Annotated in this window: 16 protein-coding genes; 9 read left to right on the top strand and 7 right to left on the bottom strand. The window is 66.0% G+C overall.

The window, feature by feature from the left end; genetic code table 11:
- Nucleotides 1–49: 49 nt before the first annotated feature.
- The 4 genes from SCD90_RS04620 to rimO all read left to right on the top strand — a co-directional run bounded on the left by SCD90_RS04620 (nt 50) and on the right by rimO (nt 3,943).
- A complete protein-coding gene (locus tag SCD90_RS04620; RefSeq protein WP_319843460.1) occupies nt 50–706 on the top strand; it encodes a PRC-barrel domain-containing protein in 657 nt (218 codons plus the stop codon).
- A gap of 140 nt (nt 707–846) precedes the next feature.
- A complete protein-coding gene (moaA, locus tag SCD90_RS04615) occupies nt 847–1,866 on the top strand; it encodes a GTP 3',8-cyclase MoaA (protein ID WP_319843459.1) in 1,020 nt (339 codons plus the stop codon).
- A 102-nt stretch (nt 1,867–1,968) separates the two neighbouring features.
- Nucleotides 1,969–2,469: a YciE/YciF ferroxidase family protein gene (locus SCD90_RS04610; RefSeq protein ID WP_319843458.1), complete on the top strand. Its 501-nt coding sequence runs from the start codon at nt 1,969–1,971 to the stop codon at nt 2,467–2,469.
- A 154-nt stretch (nt 2,470–2,623) separates the two neighbouring features.
- A complete protein-coding gene (gene rimO, locus SCD90_RS04605) occupies nt 2,624–3,943 on the top strand; it encodes a 30S ribosomal protein S12 methylthiotransferase RimO (protein ID WP_319843457.1) in 1,320 nt (439 codons plus the stop codon).
- A gap of 1 nt (nt 3,944) precedes the next feature.
- On the opposite strand, the gene SCD90_RS04600 is transcribed toward rimO, so the two are convergent.
- On the bottom strand, nt 3,945–4,916 hold the full coding sequence (locus tag SCD90_RS04600) for a quinone oxidoreductase family protein (protein WP_319843456.1): 972 nt from the start codon (nt 4,914–4,916) through the stop codon (nt 3,945–3,947).
- 140 nt (nt 4,917–5,056) lie between these two features.
- Here SCD90_RS04600 and SCD90_RS04595 point away from each other — a divergent pair, with 140 nt between their 5' ends.
- Nucleotides 5,057–6,241 carry a UbiH/UbiF family hydroxylase gene (locus SCD90_RS04595; protein WP_319843455.1) on the top strand — a complete coding sequence of 395 codons (1,185 nt, stop codon included), beginning with the start codon at nt 5,057–5,059 and terminating at the stop codon, nt 6,239–6,241.
- A 60-nt stretch (nt 6,242–6,301) separates the two neighbouring features.
- Here the strand turns inward: SCD90_RS04595 and SCD90_RS04590 are convergent, their stop codons facing one another.
- Complete coding sequence (locus tag SCD90_RS04590) at nt 6,302–7,171, bottom strand: invasion associated locus B family protein (protein ID WP_319843454.1); 870 nt, start codon at nt 7,169–7,171, stop codon at nt 6,302–6,304.
- Nucleotides 7,172–7,482: 311 nt separating this feature from the next.
- On the opposite strand from SCD90_RS04590, the gene SCD90_RS04585 reads away from it, so the two are divergent.
- Nucleotides 7,483–9,168 carry an extracellular solute-binding protein gene (locus SCD90_RS04585; protein ID WP_319843453.1) on the top strand — a complete coding sequence of 562 codons (1,686 nt, stop codon included), beginning with the start codon at nt 7,483–7,485 and terminating at the stop codon, nt 9,166–9,168.
- A 4-nt stretch (nt 9,169–9,172) separates the two neighbouring features.
- Here SCD90_RS04585 and mfd read toward each other — a convergent pair whose 3' ends face one another.
- Nucleotides 9,173–12,682, bottom strand: coding sequence for a transcription-repair coupling factor (gene mfd, locus SCD90_RS04580; protein WP_319843452.1), 3,510 nt, complete (start codon nt 12,680–12,682; stop codon nt 9,173–9,175).
- A 12-nt stretch (nt 12,683–12,694) separates the two neighbouring features.
- Entirely contained in the window at nt 12,695–12,988 is a 294-nt protein-coding gene (locus SCD90_RS04575; RefSeq protein ID WP_319843836.1) for an FAD assembly factor SdhE, read from the bottom strand.
- A 119-nt stretch (nt 12,989–13,107) separates the two neighbouring features.
- Here SCD90_RS04575 and recG point away from each other — a divergent pair, with 119 nt between their 5' ends.
- Complete coding sequence (recG, locus tag SCD90_RS04570) at nt 13,108–15,201, top strand: ATP-dependent DNA helicase RecG (protein ID WP_319843451.1); 2,094 nt, start codon at nt 13,108–13,110, stop codon at nt 15,199–15,201.
- Here recG and SCD90_RS04565 read toward each other — a convergent pair.
- Complete coding sequence (locus SCD90_RS04565; RefSeq protein ID WP_319843450.1) at nt 15,188–15,916, bottom strand: DUF502 domain-containing protein; 729 nt, start codon at nt 15,914–15,916, stop codon at nt 15,188–15,190. The two genes, recG and SCD90_RS04565, sit on opposite strands and share 14 nt — an antisense overlap.
- A gap of 98 nt (nt 15,917–16,014) precedes the next feature.
- Between SCD90_RS04565 and SCD90_RS04560 the strand changes: the two genes are divergently transcribed.
- Nucleotides 16,015–16,407 carry a YbaN family protein gene (locus tag SCD90_RS04560; protein WP_319843449.1) on the top strand — a complete coding sequence of 131 codons (393 nt, stop codon included), beginning with the start codon at nt 16,015–16,017 and terminating at the stop codon, nt 16,405–16,407.
- 6 nt (nt 16,408–16,413) lie between these two features.
- On the opposite strand, the gene glmS is transcribed toward SCD90_RS04560, so the two are convergent.
- Both glmS and glmU read right to left on the bottom strand, forming a co-directional pair.
- Nucleotides 16,414–18,237, bottom strand: a complete 1,824-nt coding sequence (glmS, locus tag SCD90_RS04555) for a glutamine--fructose-6-phosphate transaminase (isomerizing) (protein WP_319843448.1) — start codon at nt 18,235–18,237, stop codon at nt 16,414–16,416.
- A gap of 134 nt (nt 18,238–18,371) precedes the next feature.
- Nucleotides 18,372–19,721 (bottom strand): bifunctional UDP-N-acetylglucosamine diphosphorylase/glucosamine-1-phosphate N-acetyltransferase GlmU, encoded by a 1,350-nt coding sequence (glmU, locus tag SCD90_RS04550; protein ID WP_319843447.1) that lies wholly within the window; start codon nt 19,719–19,721, stop codon nt 18,372–18,374.
- A 133-nt stretch (nt 19,722–19,854) separates the two neighbouring features.
- Here glmU and SCD90_RS04545 point away from each other — a divergent pair, with 133 nt between their 5' ends.
- Entirely contained in the window at nt 19,855–20,631 is a 777-nt protein-coding gene (locus SCD90_RS04545; RefSeq protein WP_319843446.1) for an ABC transporter permease, read from the top strand.
- The last annotated feature ends 9 nt before the right edge of the window (nt 20,632–20,640 follow it).

The raw sequence follows: 20,640 nt of genomic DNA, 5'->3' as shown, positions 1-20,640 counted from the left end.
GCAGATTGGGTGCAGCAACGCTCCCATCATCCATAATAGGAGAAGAGAGATGCTGAACAAGACCATCTGTGCAGCCCTGCTGGCTTCCTCCATGATCGTTCCGGCCTTCGCACAGGCTCCGGCTCCCGCTGCCGGCGCATCGGGCCCGGTCCAGTTCATCGAGAAGGTCGAGATGAACAAGTTCCGTGGTTCGGACCTCATGGGCCGCACGGTCTACAACGACCAGAACGAAACCATCGGCGACATCGGCGACGTGCTGCTCGACAAGTCGGGCGATGTGTCTGCGGTCGTGATCAACGTCGGTGGCTTCCTTGGTCTGGGCGCCAGCGAAGTGGCGGTGCCGTTCGCGTCGCTGCGCTTCGAGGCGCCGAGCACGAACACCGCGTCCGCAGCCGGCACCGAAACGGGCCGCGCAGCAACGGGCACGGCAGCGACCGGCAATGACGCAGCCATGAACAACACCAACGCGAACGATCCGGCTGCCAAGGGCTCCGGCGCAGCGCCCGAGAACCCGAACGCTGCTTCAGGCACCGCTCCCACTGGCACGACGACCAGCAGTGCCCCGGCCAATCAGAGCGCCGCGAACACGAACACGGATGCGTCCCGTGACTCCACGCTTCAGGATCGCATCATCCTGTCCGTTTCGCGCGAGGATCTGGAAAAGGCACCGAAGCTCGACGATTCCGCTGCCAAGCCGCAGCAGTAATCATCCATCTTCGACTGGAAAGCCTGCCGCCTCGCGCGGCAGGCTTTTTTATGGAGTATGATCGGGAAGCCCGATGCGCCGATAGCGATTGCCGATTTGCAGATTGGCGCTTTCCCACCTACATCGGATGGATGCCGTCCGTGTCCTCGATAGACGCCGTCTCCCTTCCGCCACTGGTGGATCCCTTCCAGCGCGCGATCACCTATCTGCGTGTCTCAGTCACGGATCGGTGCGACTTCCGCTGCGTCTACTGCATGGCGGAAGACATGACCTTCCTGCCAAAGCGGGACCTGCTCTCGCTGGAAGAGCTGGACAGGCTCTGCTCGGCCTTCATCAGTCGTGGGGTGCGCAAGCTCAGGCTGACGGGTGGCGAACCGCTCGTGCGCCGGGACCTGATGACCCTGATACGCGGCCTTTCGCGCCATCTCGACTCCGGGGCCCTCGAAGAGCTGACGCTCACCACCAACGGTAGCCAGCTTGCCCGCTATGCGACGGAGTTGGCGGAAGCTGGCGTCCGGCGCATCAACGTATCGGTCGATACGCTCAAGCCTGACCTGTTCCGCACCATCACGCGGCGCGGTGACCTCGGCCGGGTGCTGGACGGCATTTCGGCCGCGCGGGCAGCCGGCATCCACGTGAAGATCAACGCCGTCGCGCTGAAGGACCAGAACGAGGACGAACTGGCTGACATGATGGTGTGGGCCCACGGCCATGGCATGGACCTGACCCTCATCGAGACCATGCCCCTTGGCGAGATCGACGGCGACAGGACGGACCAGTACCTGCCCCTCTCCCTTGTGCGCGCACGGCTGGCGCAACGCTTCACGCTGACGGATCTGCCTGACCGCACCGGTGGCCCTGCCCGCTACGTGCATGTGGCCGAGACCGGCGGCCGGCTTGGGCTCATCACGCCGATGACCCACAATTTCTGCGAGAGCTGCAACCGCGTGCGCGTGACGTGCACCGGAACGCTGTTCATGTGCCTCGGCCAGGAGGATGCCGCCGACCTGCGTGGACCGATGCGGCAGTCCGAAGGCGACGAGGCGCTGCATGACGCCATCGAGCGGGCGATTGCGCGCAAGCCGAAGGGTCACGACTTCATCATCGACCGCCAGCAGAAGCCGTCGGTCGGGCGGCACATGTCCGTCACCGGCGGCTAGGCCGCGCCCTCAAGATTCCTTTGCGCGAAACCGTGCAATCAGGAACCCGTCCGCGGACGGGACGTTCTCTGCCCGGAACCCCACCCGAGCGGAGAAATCGACATGGCAGTCAAGACGATGGAAGACCTCTTCCTTCACACGCTCAAGGACGTCTATCACGCTGAAAAGCAGGTCCTGAAGGCGTTGCCGAAGATGGCCAAGAAGGCAGGCTCTCCCGAGCTGAAGCAGGCCTTCGAGACGCACCGCACCGAAACGGAAGGTCAGGTCGAGCGCCTTGAGAAGGTGTTCGAACTCGTCGGCAAGCGCGCCCAGGGCAAGCCCTGCGCAGCGATGGAAGGCCTGATCGAGGAGAGCAAGGAAGCCATGGAAGAGATCGAGGACAAGGATGTTCTCGACGCGGCCCTGCTGTCCGATGCCCAGGCCGTCGAGCACTACGAGATCACCCGCTACGGCACCATGATCGCCTGGGCGCAGCAGCTCGGCATGGACGAGGCGGTCGGCCTCCTCGAGCAGACTTTGGCCGAGGAGAAGAAGACGGACGAGCTCCTGAACAAGCTCGCTCTGGCCAATGTGAACAAGAAGGCAAAGGCGAAAGCCGCCTGAGACTAGTGTCGCGCGGCATCGCCGCACGTCGTCGAAGGGTCCGCCGCATGGCGGGCCCTTTTTCTTTGCGCGGCTGGAATCTTTCGAAAAACTCAGTCGGGTGTTATAGCGCTGCGCAACGTTGGCCTCGGCCACACCCTCTCGGATGACATCGATGGACGACCGGCCCGCCCCGCGCGTGGGGCTCGTGAGCCTTGGCTGCCCCAAGGCCCTCGTGGACTCCGAACGGATCATGACCCAGCTTCGTGCCGAGGGTTATGAGTTGTCGAAGACCTATCGCGGCGCCGATGTGGTGATCGTCAACACCTGCGGCTTCCTCGATTCCGCAAAGGCCGAAAGCTTGCAGGCAATCGGCGAGGCCATGGCCGAGAACGGCAAGGTGGTCGTGACCGGCTGCATGGGCGCACAGCCCGAGCAGATCCGAGACGCCTTCCCCAATGTGTTCTCCATCACCGGCCCGGCAAAGTATGAGGCCGTTGTGGAGGCGGTGCACCGCGCAGCGCCGCCGGTGCACGATCCGTTCGTGGATCTGGTGCCGCCGCAGGGGCTCAAGCTCACGCCGCGGCACTACGCCTATCTGAAGATTTCCGAGGGCTGCAACAACCGCTGCACCTTCTGCATCATCCCGCAGCTGCGGGGCGATCTCGTCAGCCGCCCGGCAGGAGATGTGCTGCGCGAGGCGGAGAAGCTGGTGAAAGCCGGCGTCAAGGAACTGCTCGTCATCTCGCAGGACACCAGCGCCTACGGCATCGACATGCGCTTTCAGGAGAGCCTGTGGGGCGACCGTCAGGTGCGCACCAAGTTCCTCGATCTGTGCCGCGAGCTAGGCTCGCTCGGCGTGTGGACGCGCCTGCACTACGTCTACCCCTACCCGCATGTCGACGAGGTCATCCCGCTGATGGCGGAGGGGAAGATCCTCCCCTATCTCGACATTCCTCTCCAGCATGCCAGCCCGAATGTGCTGAAGGCCATGCGCCGCCCGGCGCATCAGGAGAAGACGTTGGAGCGCATCCGCCGCTGGCGCGAGATATGCCCCGACATCACCATCCGCTCCACCTTCATCGCCGGCTTTCCGGGCGAAACGGACGCCGACCACGAGTTCATGCTGGACTGGCTGGACGAGGCGCAGCTCGACCGCGTCGGCTGCTTCCCGTTCGAGCCCGTCAGCGGCGCTCCGGCCAATGAGCTCGGTCCGGTCGTTCCTGACGACGTAAAGAAGGCGCGCCACCGCCGCTTCATGGAGCGGCAGGAAAAGATCAGCGCCCGCAAGATGAAGAACAAGGTCGGCAAGCGCTTCCAGGTCCTGATCGACCACGCCGATGGCGCGCTCGGCCGCGGCCGCACCAAGGGGGATGCGCCGGAGATCGACGGCAGCGTCAACGTCCGCAGCCGCCTGCCGCTGCGCGTGGGCGAGATCGTCACCGTCAAGATCGAGCGCGCGGACGCGCACGATCTCTGGGGCGTCGCGGCCTAGATCAGAGGATCAGCACCGTGGAGCCGGTGGTCTGCCGGCCTTCGAGCGCGCGGTGGGCGTCTGCCGCGTCTGACAGTGCGAAGCGATTGCCGATCTCGATCTTGACCGCACCGCTGGCGACCACGTCGAAGAGGTCGTTCGCCGTCTCGGCCAGGGTTTCCGGCGTTGCGGTGTAGCTGAACAGGGTCGGCCGCGTCATGAACAGCGAACCCTTCTGCGACAGCATCACGGGATCGAACGTCTTCGCCGGTCCGGAAGACTGGCCGAACAGCACCCACATGCCGAGCGGCTTCAGGCAATCCAGCGAGCCGGGATAGGCCGCCTGCCCCACGCTGTCATAGACGACATCGCACTTGGCGCCGCCGGTGATCTCCGCCACGCGGGCCACGAAGTCCTCGTCCCGGTACAGGATCGTGTGGTCGCAGCCCTGTGCCTTCGCAAGCTCAGCCTTTTCGGGGGAGCCGACCGTGCCGATGACGGTTGCGCCGAGATGGTGCGCCCATTGCGTCGCGATGCTGCCGACCCCACCCGACGCGGCGTGGATCAGCACGGTATGCCCGGCCTCGACCCGGAAGGTCTTCCGTAGCAGGTAGCGTGCCGTCATGCCCTTCAGCATCATGGCTGCTGCGGTTTCATCGGCAATCGTGTCCGGCACCTTCACGAAGATCGCGGCAGGTGCGGTGATCTCGGTGGCGTAGGCGCCGGGCAGCGACGCCGACGCAACCCTGTCGCCGACGCTGAATGCCGTCACTCCCGCGCCCACTTCCTCCACCACGCCGGCCGCTTCCTTGCCGGCAGTGAAGGGCAGGTCCTGCTTATAGAGGCCGGTTCGAAAGTAGACGTCGATGAAGTTGACGCCGATGGCGGTTGTCCGCACGCGGACCTCGCCGGCCCCCGGTGGCCGGCTCGCCACCTCTTCCCACCGCATGGCCTCCGGGCCGCCGGTTTCGTGGATGCGCATCGCCATTGGCATAATGAGGTCTCCCGAGGAGGTAAGCGTGCGACGTCGTATCCGCGCCAGCGGCTACCAGATGCACCAGGAATGGCTAGATATAGACCAGCGACATGTCTGACCGGAAGCGTGCCAGACCGGCACGGGGAAGAAGCTGGGTGATGGATAGTGATCTTGCGGCCGATGTGATCGTTGTAGGCGGTGGACCGACGGGCCTGCTGACGGCTGCCCTGCTGGCCCATGGCGGGGTCCGCGTCGCGCTGGTGGCGCCCCCTGCCCCGGACGACAATCGCACCACGGCCTTGATGCATGGATCGCTCCAGATCCTCGAGCGCCTGCAGCTCTGGCCCTTGCTGTCTCGCCAGACCGGCGTGCTGCGGCGGCTGCGGATTGTAGATGCGTCAGACAATCTGATCCGTGCCCCGGAGGTGGTGTTCGAGGCAGCCGATGTGGGGCTGTCCGCCTTCGGCCACAACATCGAGAACAAGGCCCTCACAGCCGCGCTGCGCGGCTACGCGGATGCCATGCCGACGCTGCGCCTCTACACATCGAACGCACAGTCTGTGCATCCTGACGAGGCGGGCGTGGTGGTCCGTCTGGAGGACGGCACCGAACTCGGGGCTCCGCTCCTCGTCGGGGCCGACGGGCGAGGCTCGATCAGCCGCGCCGCGGCCGGCATCAGCGCTCGCACAAGGCGCTACGATCAGGCCGCGATGACGCTAAACATCAGCCACACCCGGTCGCACGAGGACGTTTCGACCGAGTTCCATCGCAGCGGTGGGCCGTTCACCGTCGTGCCCCTGCCCGGCAACAGATCCAGCGTCGTCTATGTTGCCCGGCCGGATCAGGTGGCGCGTCTTGAAGGTCTGGCAGCCGGAGACCTCCAGCATGTGCTGGAGCGCGAATCGTTCGGGCTTCTCGGCAGGATCACCATCGACAGCAAGCCGTCCTGCCGACCGCTGGCAAGCCTCCGCGCATCCAGCTTTGCGGCCAGGCGGATCGCTCTCGTGGGTGAAGCGGCCCATGTGCTGCCGCCGATTGGCGCGCAGGGGCTCAACCTCGGCTTCCGGGATGCTGCTGGCCTCGCCGACCTCATCATACCCGCCGTTATGAGCGGCGCTGATCCCGGCGACGTCGCCCTCCTCGGGCGCTACGCGCGACAGCGTCAACTGGACGTCGAGCCACGCTCCATCGCAAGCGACCTGCTCAATCGCTCGCTTTTGACGCGCTCTCTACCGGTGCAGGCGCTCCGCGCAGGTGGCCTGGCGGCTCTCAGCCGCATTGCTCCAGTGCGGCGCGCGCTTGTGCGCCAAGGATTGGCGCTGGAAAGCGCGAAACCGGTCTGACCACAACGAAAACGCGCGGCCCGAAGGACCGCGCGTCATGATGTGCGATTTGCCGCGAGCCTACTGCGACGGAGCGGCTGGCGTGCCCGCAGCTGCTGGGGGAGCAGCTGCCGGAGCCGCAGTGCCGGCGTCTCCACCCTGGATCTTGCCGCGCTGCTCCTGCGCACGCTTCACGAGCGCCGACTGCAGCTTGTTCTGGGTTTCCTCGAAGCTCTTGCGACGCTCCTCATACACCTTCGGGTCCAGTGCAGCGCCATCATAGGCGGCGCTGAAACCGGCAAGCGAGGTCTTGGCGCCGACCCACTGGCCCTGCGGATTGGCCGCGAAGAAGGTGAGCGTGCTTCCCTTGCGGATGCCGGCAAGGCTCTCGTCGGTCAGCTGGACTTCGGCCAGGCAGACATTCGGAAAACAGACACGGTAGCGGCCCGGCATCGGCGTCTTGTTATCGTCGATGACGAGGTTGACGCCCGGCTGGATCAGGAAGCCCGGGGGAACGAGCGCCTCGATGATGCGCTTGGTTTCCTTCTCGCGCTTCACGTCGAGTATCCGGATTTCACCGACCACATTGCCCGCATCGGCGGTGATGTAGCTGGTGACGGTGCAAAGCTCGGTCTTGGTCTTCTCGTCCTTGCCGCAGACCTTGAGCCACTCCGGAGCCGGCTGACCGGCGGGCGGAGCCACGGCCGGCGTGGTCTTCGGCAGGTTGGGAGCCGCCGGCGCGGGTGCGGACGGCCTCGCCTGTGCGGCGGGCTTCGGCGCAGCGGGCTTCGGCGCGGCAGGACGGGGTGCAGCAGGAGCGGCCGCAGGCGGCTTGGGCTGCTGCGGCTGGATCAGCGAAGGAGCCTGCGCCGACGCAATGGAGGCCGGCAGCACCAGCGCGACGGCGCCAGCGAGCACAAGGCGGGATGTCAGTGAGGCGATGGGCTTCATGGCAGATTGGTTCCCGTGCAGTCGGCGGGATTTACCCGCAAGCGCTGTCTCAATGGAATGGTCGCTGTGTCGTGGCGAAATACGGCATCAGCGTGACCATGCACAAGCACGCTCATGGTTTCTTAAGCGAAAAGGAGCCGCGAATGCCCATGCTAAACTGCGAATCACTCTTGGCTGGTGTTTCGGGGAGCGCGTGCGTGGTGAAATTCGGGGCCGTGTTGTCTGTACTCTTGTCGGTCTTCGCGCCGGCTGCGGCTTCTGCTCAGAACGCGGTGCATCGGCATGCGATCGCAATGCATGGCGAACCAGCCTTGCCACCGAATTTCGCCCACCTGCCCTACGCCAACCCCGACGCACCCGTGGGCGGTCGGCTGGTGCAGGGAGTGCTCGGCAGTTTCGACAGCCTGAACCCGTTCGCCGTGCGTGGGACGGTGCCGGCGGGCATCGCCAACGCGGTGGTCGAGCCGTTGATGGCGCGCTCCTATGACGAGCCTTTCACGCTTTACGGACTCCTGGCGGAGAGCGTGGCCGTTCCGGAAGACCGGAGCTTCGTTGAGTTCAGGCTGAACGCCGCAGCGCGATTTTCGGACGGACGGCCGGTCACCGCCGAGGACGTGGTGTTCTCCTGGCAGCTTCTCCGGGACCATGGCCGCCCGAATCATCGCACCTACTACAGCAAGGTCGTTGCCGCCGAGGTGCGGGACGAGCGCACCGTGCGCTTCGACCTCTCGGCCAATGCCGACCGCGAACTGCCGCTGATCCTCGGCCTTCTCCCCGTGCTGGCCAAACACACCATTGATCCCAACGCCTTCGAAACGCAGGGGTTACGGCCACTCATCGGCAGCGGGCGCTACGTGATCTCCGATGTGCGGCCGGGCACCAGTTTCACCCTGACCCGCAACCCCAATTACTGGGGTGCCGCACTCCCGGTTGCGCGCGGCCTCGGGAATTTCGGGGAGCTTCGCTACGATTTCTACCGCGATGCCAACACGATGTTCGACGCCTTCCGCAAGGGGCAGATCGACATCCGGCCGGAGCAGGACCCGGCTCGTTGGCTGAACGCCTATGGGGGTTCCCAAACCACCGGTGGGCAGATCGAGAAGGAAGAGTTCACAAGCGGCGCGCCAAGGCCGATCCAGGCGTTCGTGTTCAACACGCGGCGTCCCCTCTTCGCGGACATTCGCGTGCGGGAAGCTCTCTCCACGCTGTTCGACTTCGAGTGGGTGAATGCAGGCTTCTTCCATGGCGCCTATGCGCGCACGGCGTCCTTCTTCGAGGGATCGGATCTTTCGGCGCGCGGGCGAAAGGCGGACGATGCCGAGCGAGCTTTGCTGGCCCCCTTCCCCGATACAGTGCGGGGGGATGTGCTCGAAGGGGTCTGGCAGCCATCGAAAACGGATGGAAGCGGCCGGGACCGAGAACAATTGCGCGGGGCCCTGAGGCTTCTCGAAGAGGCCGGCTGGCGCCTCGATGGCGGCACCTTGAGGAACAAGGCCGGCCAGCCGTTCCGCTTCGAACTGCTGGTGAAGAGCAAGGACCAGGAGCGTATCGCGCTGGCCTATGCGCGGGACCTCGCCCGCGCCGGCATCACGGCCGATATACGGCTGGCGGATACCGTCGGCTTCGAGAGCCGGTTGCTTGGCTACGAATTCGACATGACCGTCTACACCTGGGACAACTCACTGTCCCCGGGCAACGAGCAGGCCTTCTACTGGGGCTCCTCGGCGGCGGATGCGCCGGGCACGCGCAACTATATGGGCGCGAAGCAGCCCGCGATCGACGCCATGATCGCCGCCATCGTAAAGGCCGGCTCGCGCGACGATCTGGTCTCCGCAACACGGGCTCTGGACCGGGTGCTGATGTCCCGCTTCTATGTGGTGCCGCTCTATCACCTTTCGAAGAAGTGGATCGCGCGGTGGGACCGCATCGGCCATCCCGCCACGACGCCCCTATACGGCCCGATACCCGAGACGTGGTGGCGCGAGGTCGGGAAGTAGCCGCTCAGGCGGCCGCCACGGTTTTCCCGGCCTCGGCGATCTTCACCAGTGACTTCATCAGGTTCGTCGTGCCTTTGAGGCGCAGGTCCGGCGTGGTCCATTCGCGCTTGAAGACCAGCTTGAAATCGGGCCGCAGCTTCACGTCCCGCTCCTTGGCCAGCCACTGGATCAGCCCGTCTGGATTGGCGAAGTGGTTGTCCCGGAAGGACAGCACCACGCCCTTCGGCCCGGCATCGATCTTCTCGACATTGGCGCGGCGGCACAGGGCCTTCATGCGGACGATCTTGAGCAGATGGTCCACCTCCGGCGGGCGTGGGCCGAAGCGGTCCTTCAGCTCGGCGCCAAAGGCCGCAATGTCCTCGTCCTCGCTCAGGGAGGACAGCCGGCGGTAGAGGCCGAGCCGCAGCTCCAGATCCTCGATGTAGGTCTCCGGAATCAGCACCGGTGTGCCGATGGCGATCTGCGGCGACCACTGCTCCTGAACCTGGACTTCGCCGCCCTCCTTCAGCGCCTCGATCGCCTCCTCCAGCATCTGCTGGTAGAGCTCGTAGCCGACCTCGCGGATATGGCCGGACTGCTCGTCGCCCAGCAGGTTGCCCGCGCCGCGGATGTCGAGATCGTGTGTCGCCAGCTGGAAGCCGGCGCCCAGGCTGTCGAGTGACTGCAGCACCTTCAGCCGCTTCTCGGCGTTCACCGTCAGCGTCTTGTGCTCGGGTGTGGTCAGGATAGCGTAGGCACGCGTCTTGGCGCGTCCGACACGGCCGCGCAGCTGGTAGAGCTGCGCGAGACCGAACATATCAGCGCGATGGACGATGAGCGTGTTGGCGTTCGGAATGTCGAGCCCGGATTCCACGATGGTGGTGGAGACCAGCACATCGTATTTGCCCTCGTAGAAGGCGCTCATCACGTCCTCCAGGTCGCCCGCGGCCATCTGGCCATGGCCGACGATGAACTTCACCTCGGGAACATGGGCTTCGAGGAACGCGGTGATGACCTTGATGTCCTCGAGGCGCGGCGCGACGTAGAAGCTCTGCCCGCCGCGATAGCGCTCGCGCAGCAAGGCTTCCCGCACCACCAGCGGATCGAACGGCGCCACATAGGTGCGCACGGCAAGCCGGTCGACGGGTGGCGTGGCGATGATGGACAGTTCGCGGACGCCGGTCAGCGCCAGTTGCAGGGTGCGCGGGATCGGCGTGGCGGTCAGCGTCAGCACATGCACATCGGCGCGCAGCTGCTTCAGGCGCTCCTTGTGGGCCACGCCGAAATGCTGCTCCTCGTCGACGATGACGAGGCCGAGATCCTTGAAGTTGATGGCCTTGCTGAGCAGCGCATGCGTGCCGACCACGACATCGACATCGCCGGATGCGAGGCCTTCCTTCGTCTTCTTCATGTCGGCCTGGCTGACGAAGCGCGAGGCCTGCGCGACCTTCAGCGGAAACCCGCGGAACCGCTCCTCGAAGCCACGGAAGTGCTGGCGCGCCAGAAGGGTGGTCGGCACCACGACGGCCACCTGCTTGCCGTTCATGGCGGTGACGAAGGCAGCACGCAGGGCAACCTCGGTCTTGCCGAAGCCCACATCGCCGCAGACGAGGCGGTCCATGGGGCGGCCGGCCGCGAGGTCGTCCAGCACGGCGTTGATGGCGTTGAGCTGGTCTTCCGTCTCGTCGTACGGGAACTTGGCCGCGAACTCCTCGTACATCGTGTCCGCCAGCAGCAGGCGCGTGGCTTCCCGCGTCTGGCGTTGCGCGGCCACCTTGATGAGCTCGCCCGCCATCTCGCGGATGCGCTGCTTGAGCTTGGCCTTGCGGTTCTGCCACCCAGCGCCGCCGAGGCGATCGAGCTGGACCTCGGTGTCCTCGGACCCGTAGCGCGACAGAAGCTCGATGTTCTCGACCGGGAGGTACAGCTTGGTGTCGCCGGCATAGACGATTTCAAGACAGTCATGCGGCGCACCCAGCGCCTCGATGGCCTTGAGGGCGACGAAGCGGCCGATGCCGTGATCGACATGGACCACGATGTCGCCCGCCGAGAGACCCGTCGACTCGGTCAGGAAGTCCTGCGCCCGGCGCGGCTTCTTGCGGCCACGCGCCAGCCGGTCGCCGAGAATGTCCTGCTCGGCCACTATGGCGATGTCAGGCGTCTCGAAGCCAGCTTCCAGCCCGAGCACGGCAAGGGCCACGGCACCGGTCTTCAGCCCCTGCGCATCGGCCCAGCGCGGGACTTCCCGCACGTCCTCAAGCCCATGGTCGCCCAGCACATGGGCCAGCCGCTCACGCGCGCCGTCAGACCACGCGGCGACGATCACGCGCTTGCCGACCTCCTGAAGCCCCCGGATGTGGCGGGCCGCTTCCTCGAACACATTGGCATTCTCGTTCGCGCGTTCCGGAGCGAACGACCGCCCCGGACGTCCGCCGGCGTCGACCAGCTTCGCACCCTTGGGAGCTTCCGCCTCGAACGGGTGGAGGCGCGCCAGTGCCGCCTCTTCCAGTCGGGATTTCAGTTCGTCCTCGGCGAGGTAGAGCCGGTTCGGCTTCAGCGGCTTGTAGGGCGCGCCGCCGGCATCCGGCGTCGAAACTCGGGCGTCGTAGTAATCCGCCACCTGATTGAGCCGCTGGCTGATGGCATCCTCGGCCTGGTGGTCAAGCACGACGGCCGCACCGGGCACATGGTCCAGCAGCGTTTCCATGCCGTCGCTGAACAGCGGCAGCCAATGCTCCACGCCGGGATAGCGCCGCCCCTCGCTCACCGCCTCATAGAGCGGGTCGCCGCGCTGCGGCGTGCCGAACTCCGCCACGTAGGACTGGCGGAAGCGGCGCATCGTGTCCTGCGTCAGCAGCACTTCGCTGACCGGCACCAGATCGAGCGAGCGGAGCTGGCTCGTGGAGCGCTGCGTCTCGGGGTCGAAGGGCCGAATGGATTCCAGCGTGTCGCCGAAGAAGTCGAGCCGCACCGGCGCGGGAAGGCCCGGCGGAAACAGGTCGATGATGCCGCCACGCACGGCGTATTCACCGGTGTCGCGCACCGTCGAGGCCCGCAGGAAGCCGTTGGTCTCCAGCCAGCCGATGAGATTGTCCGAGTTCACCGCATTTCCCGGCGCGACCGACAGGCTCTGCGCGGCGATGGCCGCGCGGCTCGTGACCCGCTGCACCAGGGCGTTGGACGTGGTCAGCACCACGCGCGGCTTGTCGCCCTGCTTGGTGCGGGCCAGCCGGGCGAGCGTCGTCATGCGCTGCGCGGAGATCGCCGGGTTCGGCGAGGCGCGGTCATAGGGCAGCACGTCCCATGAGGGGAACAGCAGCACATCCACATCCGGCGCGAAGAAGGCGAGCGCCCGCTCCATGTTCTGCATCCGCGACCGCTCTCGGCTGACATGCAGTATGGCCGCCGGCGCATCGCGGTTGCCGCGCGCAAGTGCCCGCGCGAGATCGGCCACCACGAGGGCATCCATGCCATCGGGCGTGTGGGCAAAGACAAGCTGGCCGCCACGGGCCAGCACTTCGGCGTGCTTCAGCATAAACTCACCAGATCACACCGGACGCGCCGGCAGTCCATGGAAGGCGCGGATGCGCTCGAACAATGCGCTCCTGTACTCCTCGGGAGGGATGCGCCCGCCCGAGACCCAGGCCAGCAGGTCCGCATCGATCGCCTGCAGCAGATGTTCGAACGTGTCGAGATCGTCATCGTTCATGCCGGCAATCTCGGCATCGGCAAAACGTCCGAGGATGAAGTCCATCTCGCGCGTACCCCGGTGCCATGCTCGGAAAAGGGCGCGGCGGCGGCGGGGGTCGAGGTCAGGATGGTCGGCGGTCGTTCCGGTCACCCCCATGGATTAGGCACTTGACGGCGCCGCTGCAACCGCGCGTTCGTCGAAGGTGCGGGAACGGCGCACGAGAAGCGTCTTGATGGCGGCTTCGGTTCGGGGCACGGTCGCCCTGCCCCATGCGTCCCGCCATCCTCAATCCCCTGTTCGCCTCCGTCGAGAGCCTGAGCGGCTTCGGCGCGAAAAGCGTTCTTCCGCTGACACGGCTGCTCGGCCCCGATCCGCGCGTCGTCGATGTGCTTTTCCACCTGCCGTCCGGCTTCGTGGACCGCCGCGCGCGGCCCAAGCTCTCCGCAGCTGAGCCCGGAACCGTGGTCACGGTCGAGGTCACAGTGGACGAGCATCAGGCCCCGCCGCGCAACAGGCCAAAGGCTCCGCATCGCGTGGTGATGACGGACGGGACCGGGTTTCTGACTTTGGTCTTCTTCGGCGCGCAGCGGAACTATGTGGAGCGCCAGCTGCCGGTCGGCGCCAAGCGCTGGGTGTCCGGAAAGCTGGAGAGCTATGACGGCATGCTCCAGATGGTCCATCCGGACCGCATCCTGGACGAGGCCGGGCTTTCCAAGCTGCCGACCATCGAACCGGTGTACCCGCTCGTGGAAGGCGTCACTCTCGGCCTGATCTCGCGGGCGGCACGCGCGGCGCTGGATGCTGCTCCCGTGCTTCCGGAATGGCAGGAGCCGAACATGCCTGCGGCGCGTGGCTGGCCGGGTTTCCGTGAGGCGCTGCGCCAGCTTCACGCGCCGCACCAGCCGGAAGACATCGCGCCGGAGAACCCGGCCCGCCACAGGCTTGCCTATGACGAGCTGTTGTCGGGTCAATTGGCGCTCGGTCTTGTCCGCGCGAACATGAAGCGCGAGCACGGGCGCTCGACCGCAGGCGATGGACGCATCTCCCGGCGTCTCGAAGCCGCGTTGCCCTTCGAGCTCACCCCTTCGCAGGAACGCTCCGTAACCGAAATCCGCGGAGACCTTGCCTCGCCCGAGCGCATGCTGCGCCTGCTGCAGGGCGATGTGGGAGCCGGCAAGACGGTGGTTGCCCTCCTCGCGATGGCTTCCGTGCTGGAAGCCGGGCGGCAATGCGCCATGATGGCGCCGACCGAAATCCTGGCCCGACAGCACCTCAAGACCATCAGCCGCCTGGCCGAAGGCTCCGGGCTGAACGTCGCCATCCTGACGGGCCGCGAGAAAGGCCGCGATCGCGAAGCCATTCTGGCCGGCGCGGCGTCGGGAGACATCCACATCCTGATCGGCACGCACGCCCTGTTTCAGGACCATGTGGTGTTCCACGATCTCGCCTTCGCCGTGGTGGACGAGCAGCACCGCTTCGGCGTGCACCAGCGCCTTGCCCTCGCCGCCAAGGGTGAAGCCGTGGACGTGCTGGTCATGACGGCAACGCCGATCCCGCGCACTCTCGTGCTGACCTATTTCGGCGACATGGACATCTCCGCGCTCTACGAGAAACCGGCCGGGCGCCACCCCATCGACACGCGGCTCGTCTCGAACGAGCGGCTGGACGAGGTTTTCGAAGGGTTGAGCCGAGCGCTGGAGACGGGAGCCCGGGTCTACTGGGTGTGTCCGTTGGTCGCCGAGTCGGAACTGGTGGACGCGGCAGCGGCCGAGGAACGCTTCCGCGACCTCGACCACCATTTCCCCGGTCAGGTGTCGCTGGTCCACGGCAAGATGAAGGGGCCGGAGAAGGATGCCGTGATGGCGCGCTTCGCGGCCGGCGAAACGCGCATCCTGGTTGCCACCACGGTCATCGAGGTCGGCGTCGATGTGCCGGAAGCCAGCATCATGGTCATCGAGCATGCGGAGCGCTTCGGCCTCTCGCAGCTTCACCAGCTACGCGGACGAGTGGGCCGTGGCTCGGCCAAGTCATCCTGCCTCCTCATCTACAAGGGGCCGCTCGGGGAAACCGCCGAGGCACGCCTCAAGATCGTGCGCGAGACCGAGGATGGCTTCCGCATAGCCGAGGAGGATCTGCGGCTGCGCGGCGAAGGCGAGGTGCTCGGCACACGGCAGAGCGGGCTGGCGGCAACGCGGCTGGCGAATGTGGAGATCAGCGGCGAACTGCTGGAGGCGGCCCGGAAGGACGCTATCCTGATCCTTGATCGCGACCCGCTGCTGAAGAGCCCACGTGGAGAGGCGCTCCGCGCTTTGCTCTACCTGTTCGAGAAGGACGATGCCGCTCGCCTGCTCAGGGCAGGCTAGGCTCGGCGGCCTGCGGCGGAAGCGCCGCCAGTTGCGGAAGGCGGTCTTCCGGCTGGATGATGCCCATGGACATGATCATCTTGAAGGCCTCGTCGGTGCTGACATCGAGGTCCTTGATCAGGCTCTCGTGCATCACGACGAAATAGCCGGTTGTCGGGTTGGGCGTGCAGGGCACGAACACGTTGAGGTAGCCGTCCCCCGGCATCGCCGCCGCAAGCCGCCCGCGCGTGTGTTCGGACACAAGGCAGATCGACCACAAGCCCGGCCCCGGCCATTCGATCAGGCCAACACGCCGGAAGCTCGTCCCATCCTGCTTGAATACGGTCTCGAAAATCTGCTTCACGCCCTTGTAGAGCGAGCGGACGAAGGGGGTGCGGTCGAGCAGCCGTTCACCGAACGCGACGAAGGAGCGGCCGACGAGATTGGCGGTCAGGAAACCCAGCAGCGTCAGGCCGACGAAGGCTGCGAGAAGCCCCACCCCCGGAACGGAAAACCGAAGATAGGTCTCGGGATTGTAGGCGGTCGGAATCAAGGGCCGCATCCAGCCGTCGATCAGCGCGATGAGCCACCAGGTGATGTAGGCGGTGATGGCCAAGGGGCCGGCCACGAGAAGGCCGGTGAAGAAATAGGCCCTGACGCGAGCGCCGAACGAGCCCCTGCCGGGCGTGGGCTCCGGGGACAGCAGCGGCGGTGTCGTCGGCTGCTTGCTACCCATGATCCGCACATCTCCCCGTCATGCGCAACAGATTGGAATCGCTCAGATGTTTTGGCAACCACTTGTAGGCGGAGCGGTGCGGGTCCAAAACCTCTGACATGGCCACCACACCCAACCCGGACCCACTGCGACCGCTCTTTTTCGTCGCGGGCTGGATCCTCCTGGCCATCGGTGTCGTCGGCGTTGTCCTGCCCCTCCTGCCCGGCACCATCTTCCTGATTCTTGCTGCTGCCTGCTTCTCGCGATCCTCGCCACGCTTCGAGCTCTGGCTGCTCAACCACCCACAGCTTGGACCGGAGGTGGTCGCGTGGCGCCGCGACGGGTCGATCTCCGTGCGCGGCAAGGCATTTGCGCTGTCCGGCATGGCGCTGTCGCTCGTCATCGTCTGGTTTTCGGGTGCGCCCCGCTACGCCTTCGCGATCACGGCCGTGCTGCTCGTAGCATCGGCGATCTATGTCGGAACGCGGCCGAGCAACCCGACCGGTTCCTGAGCGCACTCACTCCACGGTAACGGACTTCGCCAGATTGCGCGGCTGGTCCACGTCGGTGCCCATGAACACGGCCGTGTGATAGGCCAGCAATTGCATGGGCAGCGCGTAGAGGATGGGCGTCACGAAGGGGTGGGCCGAGGGCAGCACCAGGGTCTTCAGCGTTTCGCCGGCATGTTCGGCACCGGCAGCGTCCGTCACAAGCACGATCTTGCCGCCACGGGCCGCCACTTCCTGCATGTTCGAGACGGTCTTCTCGAAAAGGTTGTCGAACGGCGCCAGCACCACCACCGGCACCTTCTCGTCGACCAATGCGATCGGTCCGTGCTTTAGCTCGCCAGCCGCATAGCCTTCGGCGTGGATGTAGGAGATTTCCTTGAGCTTCAGCGCGCCTTCCATGGCGATGGGATAGCTGGTGCCACGGCCGAGATAGAGCGCGTCCTGCACCTTGGCGAAGGTCCGCGCCAGTTCCTCGATCTGCGGCTCGAGCTTCAGCGTCTCGGCCATCAGGCGCGGCAGTTCGATGAGAGCACCGACAAGCTCGGCCTCGTCGTCGGCGCCCAGCACCCCGCGCGCGCGGCCGGCGGCGATGACAAGGCTCGCAAGCGTCGCCAGCTGGCACGTAAACGCCTTGGTGGAAGCAACGCCGATCTCAGGCCCGGCGAGCGTAGGCAGGGCGACATCAGATTCCCGGGCAATGGTGGAGGTCGGGACATTGACCACTGAGGCGATCTGCATGCCCTGCTGGCGGCAATGGCGCAAAGTTGCCAGCGTGTCGGCGGTTTCGCCGGACTGCGAGATGAGGATGCCGAGACCGCCGCCATTCAGCGGCGGCTCGCGGTAGCGGAACTCCGATGCGATGTCGATGTCGACCGGCATCCGCGCATATTTCTCGAACCAGTAGCGCGCCACGAGGCCGGCATAGAAGGCCGTGCCGCAAGCCGAAATGGCGAGACGATCAAGCGCCGCGAAGTCGAGGCCCTCGGGAACCCGGGCGCGGCCCGCGCTCATGTCGAGATGGTGCGACAGCGTATGCCCGACGACCTCCGGCTGCTCCGCGATCTCTTTGGCCATGAAGTGGCGGTAATTGCCCTTGTCGATCTGGGCGGCGCTGGCGAGCGAGCGCTGGATCGTGCGCGACACGGCAGCACCCGAGCCATCGCAGTCGCGCACCGTGACACCGCGACGGGTCATGACCGCGCAATCGCCGTCGTCGAGATAGCTGATCCGGTCGGTGAAGGGCGCGAGCGCGATGGCGTCGGAGCCCAGGAACATCTCGCCATTGCCGTACCCGACGGCGAGGGGACTGCCGCGCCGGGCGCCGATCATGAGATCGTCCTCGCCTCGGAACAGAAAGGCCAGCGCGAAGGCCCCGCGCAGACGCGACAGCACGGCGGGCACGGCCTGTTCCGGCGTCTTGCCGGCGTCGAGCTGTTCTGAAACGAGGTGGGCGATCACCTCGGTGTCCGTCTCGCTGGAGAAATGGACACCCTGAGCGATGAGCTCGGACTTCAGCTCCTTGTAGTTCTCGATGATGCCATTGTGCACCACCGCAACGCGGGCCGTGGAGTGCGGATGGGCGTTCTCTTCGCTGGGTCCGCCATGGGTGGCCCACCGGGTGTGGCCGATCCCGGCATTGCCGCCAAGCGGCTCGCTCTCCAGCTTTTCCTCCAGATAACGCAGCTTGCCGGGCGCGCGGCGGCGGTCGAGCTCGCCATCTTCCAAAGTGGCGACGCCCGCGGAATCATAGCCGCGATATTCGAGACGCTTCAGCGCGTCCACGATCTGCGGGGCAACAGGCTTGTTGCCCAGGATTCCGACAATACCGCACATACAGATTGTTCTCCGGCCGGCAGAGTGTCTAAGCCGAAGGCCAGCTTTGCGCAAAATAACAAACTTTGTCCGAATATGACCGCCCGGATTTCGGCCGATCGCTGATCCAGCACGACCTCATCCTGAGGCAGACATCAGTCCCGCTTCGTCTTCGTCACGGTTTTCCGGCGCTCTTCGGCCCAGCCCGGCTTCACCGTCTGGCGGCTGCGAGCCACGGCCAGGGCATCCGCCGGCACGTTCTCGGTGATGATGCTGCCGGTCGCGACATAGGCACCCTCGCCTATCGTGACCGGCGCCACCAGCGCGGAATTGACGCCGATGAAGGCGCCCGCGCCGATCTCGGTGCGGTGCTTGTTCACGCCGTCGTAATTGCAGGTGATGGCGCCGGCGCCGATATTGGCGTTCTCGCCGACATGACTGTCGCCCACATAAGCGAGGTGGTTCACCTTCACGCCGGCATCGAGCACGGCGTTCTTGATCTCCACGAAGTTGCCGATGCGCACGCCTTCGGCGAGCGACGCGCCTGGCCGGAGCCGCGCGAACGGACCGATGGAGACGCCCGAGCCCACGTGTGCGCCCTCAAGATGGCTGAATGCGTGGATGACGGCACCGCTTTCCACATGCACCCCGGGTCCGAACACCACGTTCGGCTCCACCAGCACGTCGGGCTGCAGCACCGTATCCGAGGAGAAGAACACCGTCTCCGGAGCGATCAGCGTTACCCCGGCCTCCAGCGCCGCAGCCCGGAGGCGCTGCTGGAAGGCGGCTTCGGCGGATGCCAGCTGCGCGCGCGTGTTGACGCCCTGCACCTCGGCCTCCGGAGCCTCGAGCACAACGGCCTTGAGACCGCGCGCACGGGCGATCTCCACCACGTCCGTAAGGTAGTACTCGCCCTTGGCATTGGCGTTGCCGACCTCGTCCAGCAACGAAAGCGCGTGCTTGCCGGCCATGGCCATCAGCCCGGCATTGCAGAGGTCGATCGCGCGCTCGTCGGCGCTCGCATCCTTTTCCTCGCGAATGGCGGCAAGGCTGCCGTTCTGCACGATGAGCCGGCCATATCCGGTGGGATCCGCGGCCCGGAAGCCCAGCACCGCAATGTCCGCGCGGGCTGCGAGTTCGTCCCGCATCCGCGACAGCGTGGAGGAACGGATCAGGGGCGTATCGGCGAACAGGATCAGGACATCGTCGGCCGGGCTCCCCAGAGCCTCACGCGCCGCCAGCACCGCATGCGCCGTGCCGAGACGCTCCGTCTGGGTGAAAACCTGCGCATCCGGGCGAGCCGCCTGCGCCTCGGCCGCCACGTCCTCGCGCCCCGGTCCGACAATCACGGCCAGCCTTTCGGCGCCGGCGCCTTCCGCCGATGCGAGCGCGTGACCCAGAAGCGTGCGGCCCGCCGCGCGGTGCAGCACCTTGGGCAGGCTGGAACGCATGCGCGTCCCTTCGCCGGCCGCGAGCACGATTGTGAGACAGGTTCTCTGTGCCATGTGTCTGGTCCCGGTTTCCGGCTGCGTCGCCGGGTCGCCTCTCATAAGGGCTTTTCCCGGTCCGGTCATCGGGTGCGATGCCCTATCACGTTGAACCGGGTCCGCGCCGCCTCTAAGGAAGAGGCCGGTCCACATGAATCTTCGTCTTCCCGCCCCAGCCGCCTCCGTCCTGCGCGCCATCGTTACGGCGGCGGTGCTGCTGTCTGCGTGGTGGGCTGGCATAAAGCTGTTCGGTCCGCCGCCATTCATCCTTCCCGGCCCGGAACGCGTCTTCGCGGCCATCCTGAAGAACCACGTCTACCTCTTCGACAATGCCCTGGTGACGCTACAGGAGATCCTGCTTGGACTCTTCGCGGGCACTGTGCTGGGCGTCTCGGCTGCCCTGCTGGTGGCGTCGTCGGAGACCATGCGCCGCTGGCTGCTGCCCCTTCTGGTGCTGTCGCAGGTGCTGCCGGTCTTCGCCATCGCTCCCCTGCTCGTGGTCTGGTTCGGCTACGGACTGGCGTCCAAGATCGTGATGACGACGATCATTATCTTCTTTCCCATCACCTCAGCCTTTCAGGACGGCCTGCGGCGCACCGATCCCGGGCTGCTGGATCTCGCACGCCTGCACGGTGCCTCGCGCTTACAGACCCTGCGCCTGCTGAAGGTACCGTCCGCCCTGCCCTCGCTTGCCTCGGGCTTGCGCGTCGCCATTGCCGCGGCACCCATCGGGGCCGTGGTGGGCGAATGGGTTGGCGCGTCATCGGGTCTTGGCTATGTGATGCTGAATGCCAATGCCCGCGCGCAGACGGATGTGCTGTTCGCGGCCCTCCTGATCCTCGGCTTGGTCGCAGCCGTTCTCTGGTTCACCCTGGACGCGGCGCTCGCCCGTCTGATCCCCTGGTCCGATGATCGCCGCCCCTCCTGAGGCGCGCGC

This window comes from Terrihabitans rhizophilus (genome assembly GCF_033898525.1).
Classification (GTDB): domain Bacteria; phylum Pseudomonadota; class Alphaproteobacteria; order Rhizobiales; family Methylopilaceae; genus Flaviflagellibacter; species Flaviflagellibacter rhizophilus.
The sequence above is the reverse complement of the archived record's forward strand: the minus strand, read 5'-3'. Positions and strand labels throughout refer to the sequence as shown.

Coding starts and splice junctions, on each gene's coding strand:
- SCD90_RS04560 (WP_319843449.1), top strand. CDS start 16,015: ATGGCCACCACACCCAACCCGGACCCACTGCGACCGCTCTTTTTCGTC.
- mfd (WP_319843452.1), bottom strand. CDS start 12,682: ATGCTGAAGCACGCCGAAGTGCTGGCCCGTGGCGGCCAGCTTGTCTTT.
- SCD90_RS04600 (WP_319843456.1), bottom strand. CDS start 4,916: ATGCCAATGGCGATGCGCATCCACGAAACCGGCGGCCCGGAGGCCATG.
- SCD90_RS04565 (WP_319843450.1), bottom strand. CDS start 15,916: ATGGGTAGCAAGCAGCCGACGACACCGCCGCTGCTGTCCCCGGAGCCC.
- SCD90_RS04595 (WP_319843455.1), top strand. CDS start 5,057: ATGGATAGTGATCTTGCGGCCGATGTGATCGTTGTAGGCGGTGGACCG.
- SCD90_RS04590 (WP_319843454.1), bottom strand. CDS start 7,171: ATGAAGCCCATCGCCTCACTGACATCCCGCCTTGTGCTCGCTGGCGCC.
- SCD90_RS04610 (WP_319843458.1), top strand. CDS start 1,969: ATGGCAGTCAAGACGATGGAAGACCTCTTCCTTCACACGCTCAAGGAC.
- SCD90_RS04545 (WP_319843446.1), top strand. CDS start 19,855: ATGAATCTTCGTCTTCCCGCCCCAGCCGCCTCCGTCCTGCGCGCCATC.
- glmS (WP_319843448.1), bottom strand. CDS start 18,237: ATGTGCGGTATTGTCGGAATCCTGGGCAACAAGCCTGTTGCCCCGCAG.
- rimO (WP_319843457.1), top strand. CDS start 2,624: ATGGACGACCGGCCCGCCCCGCGCGTGGGGCTCGTGAGCCTTGGCTGC.
- glmU (WP_319843447.1), bottom strand. CDS start 19,721: ATGGCACAGAGAACCTGTCTCACAATCGTGCTCGCGGCCGGCGAAGGG.
- recG (WP_319843451.1), top strand. CDS start 13,108: ATGCGTCCCGCCATCCTCAATCCCCTGTTCGCCTCCGTCGAGAGCCTG.
- SCD90_RS04620 (WP_319843460.1), top strand. CDS start 50: ATGCTGAACAAGACCATCTGTGCAGCCCTGCTGGCTTCCTCCATGATC.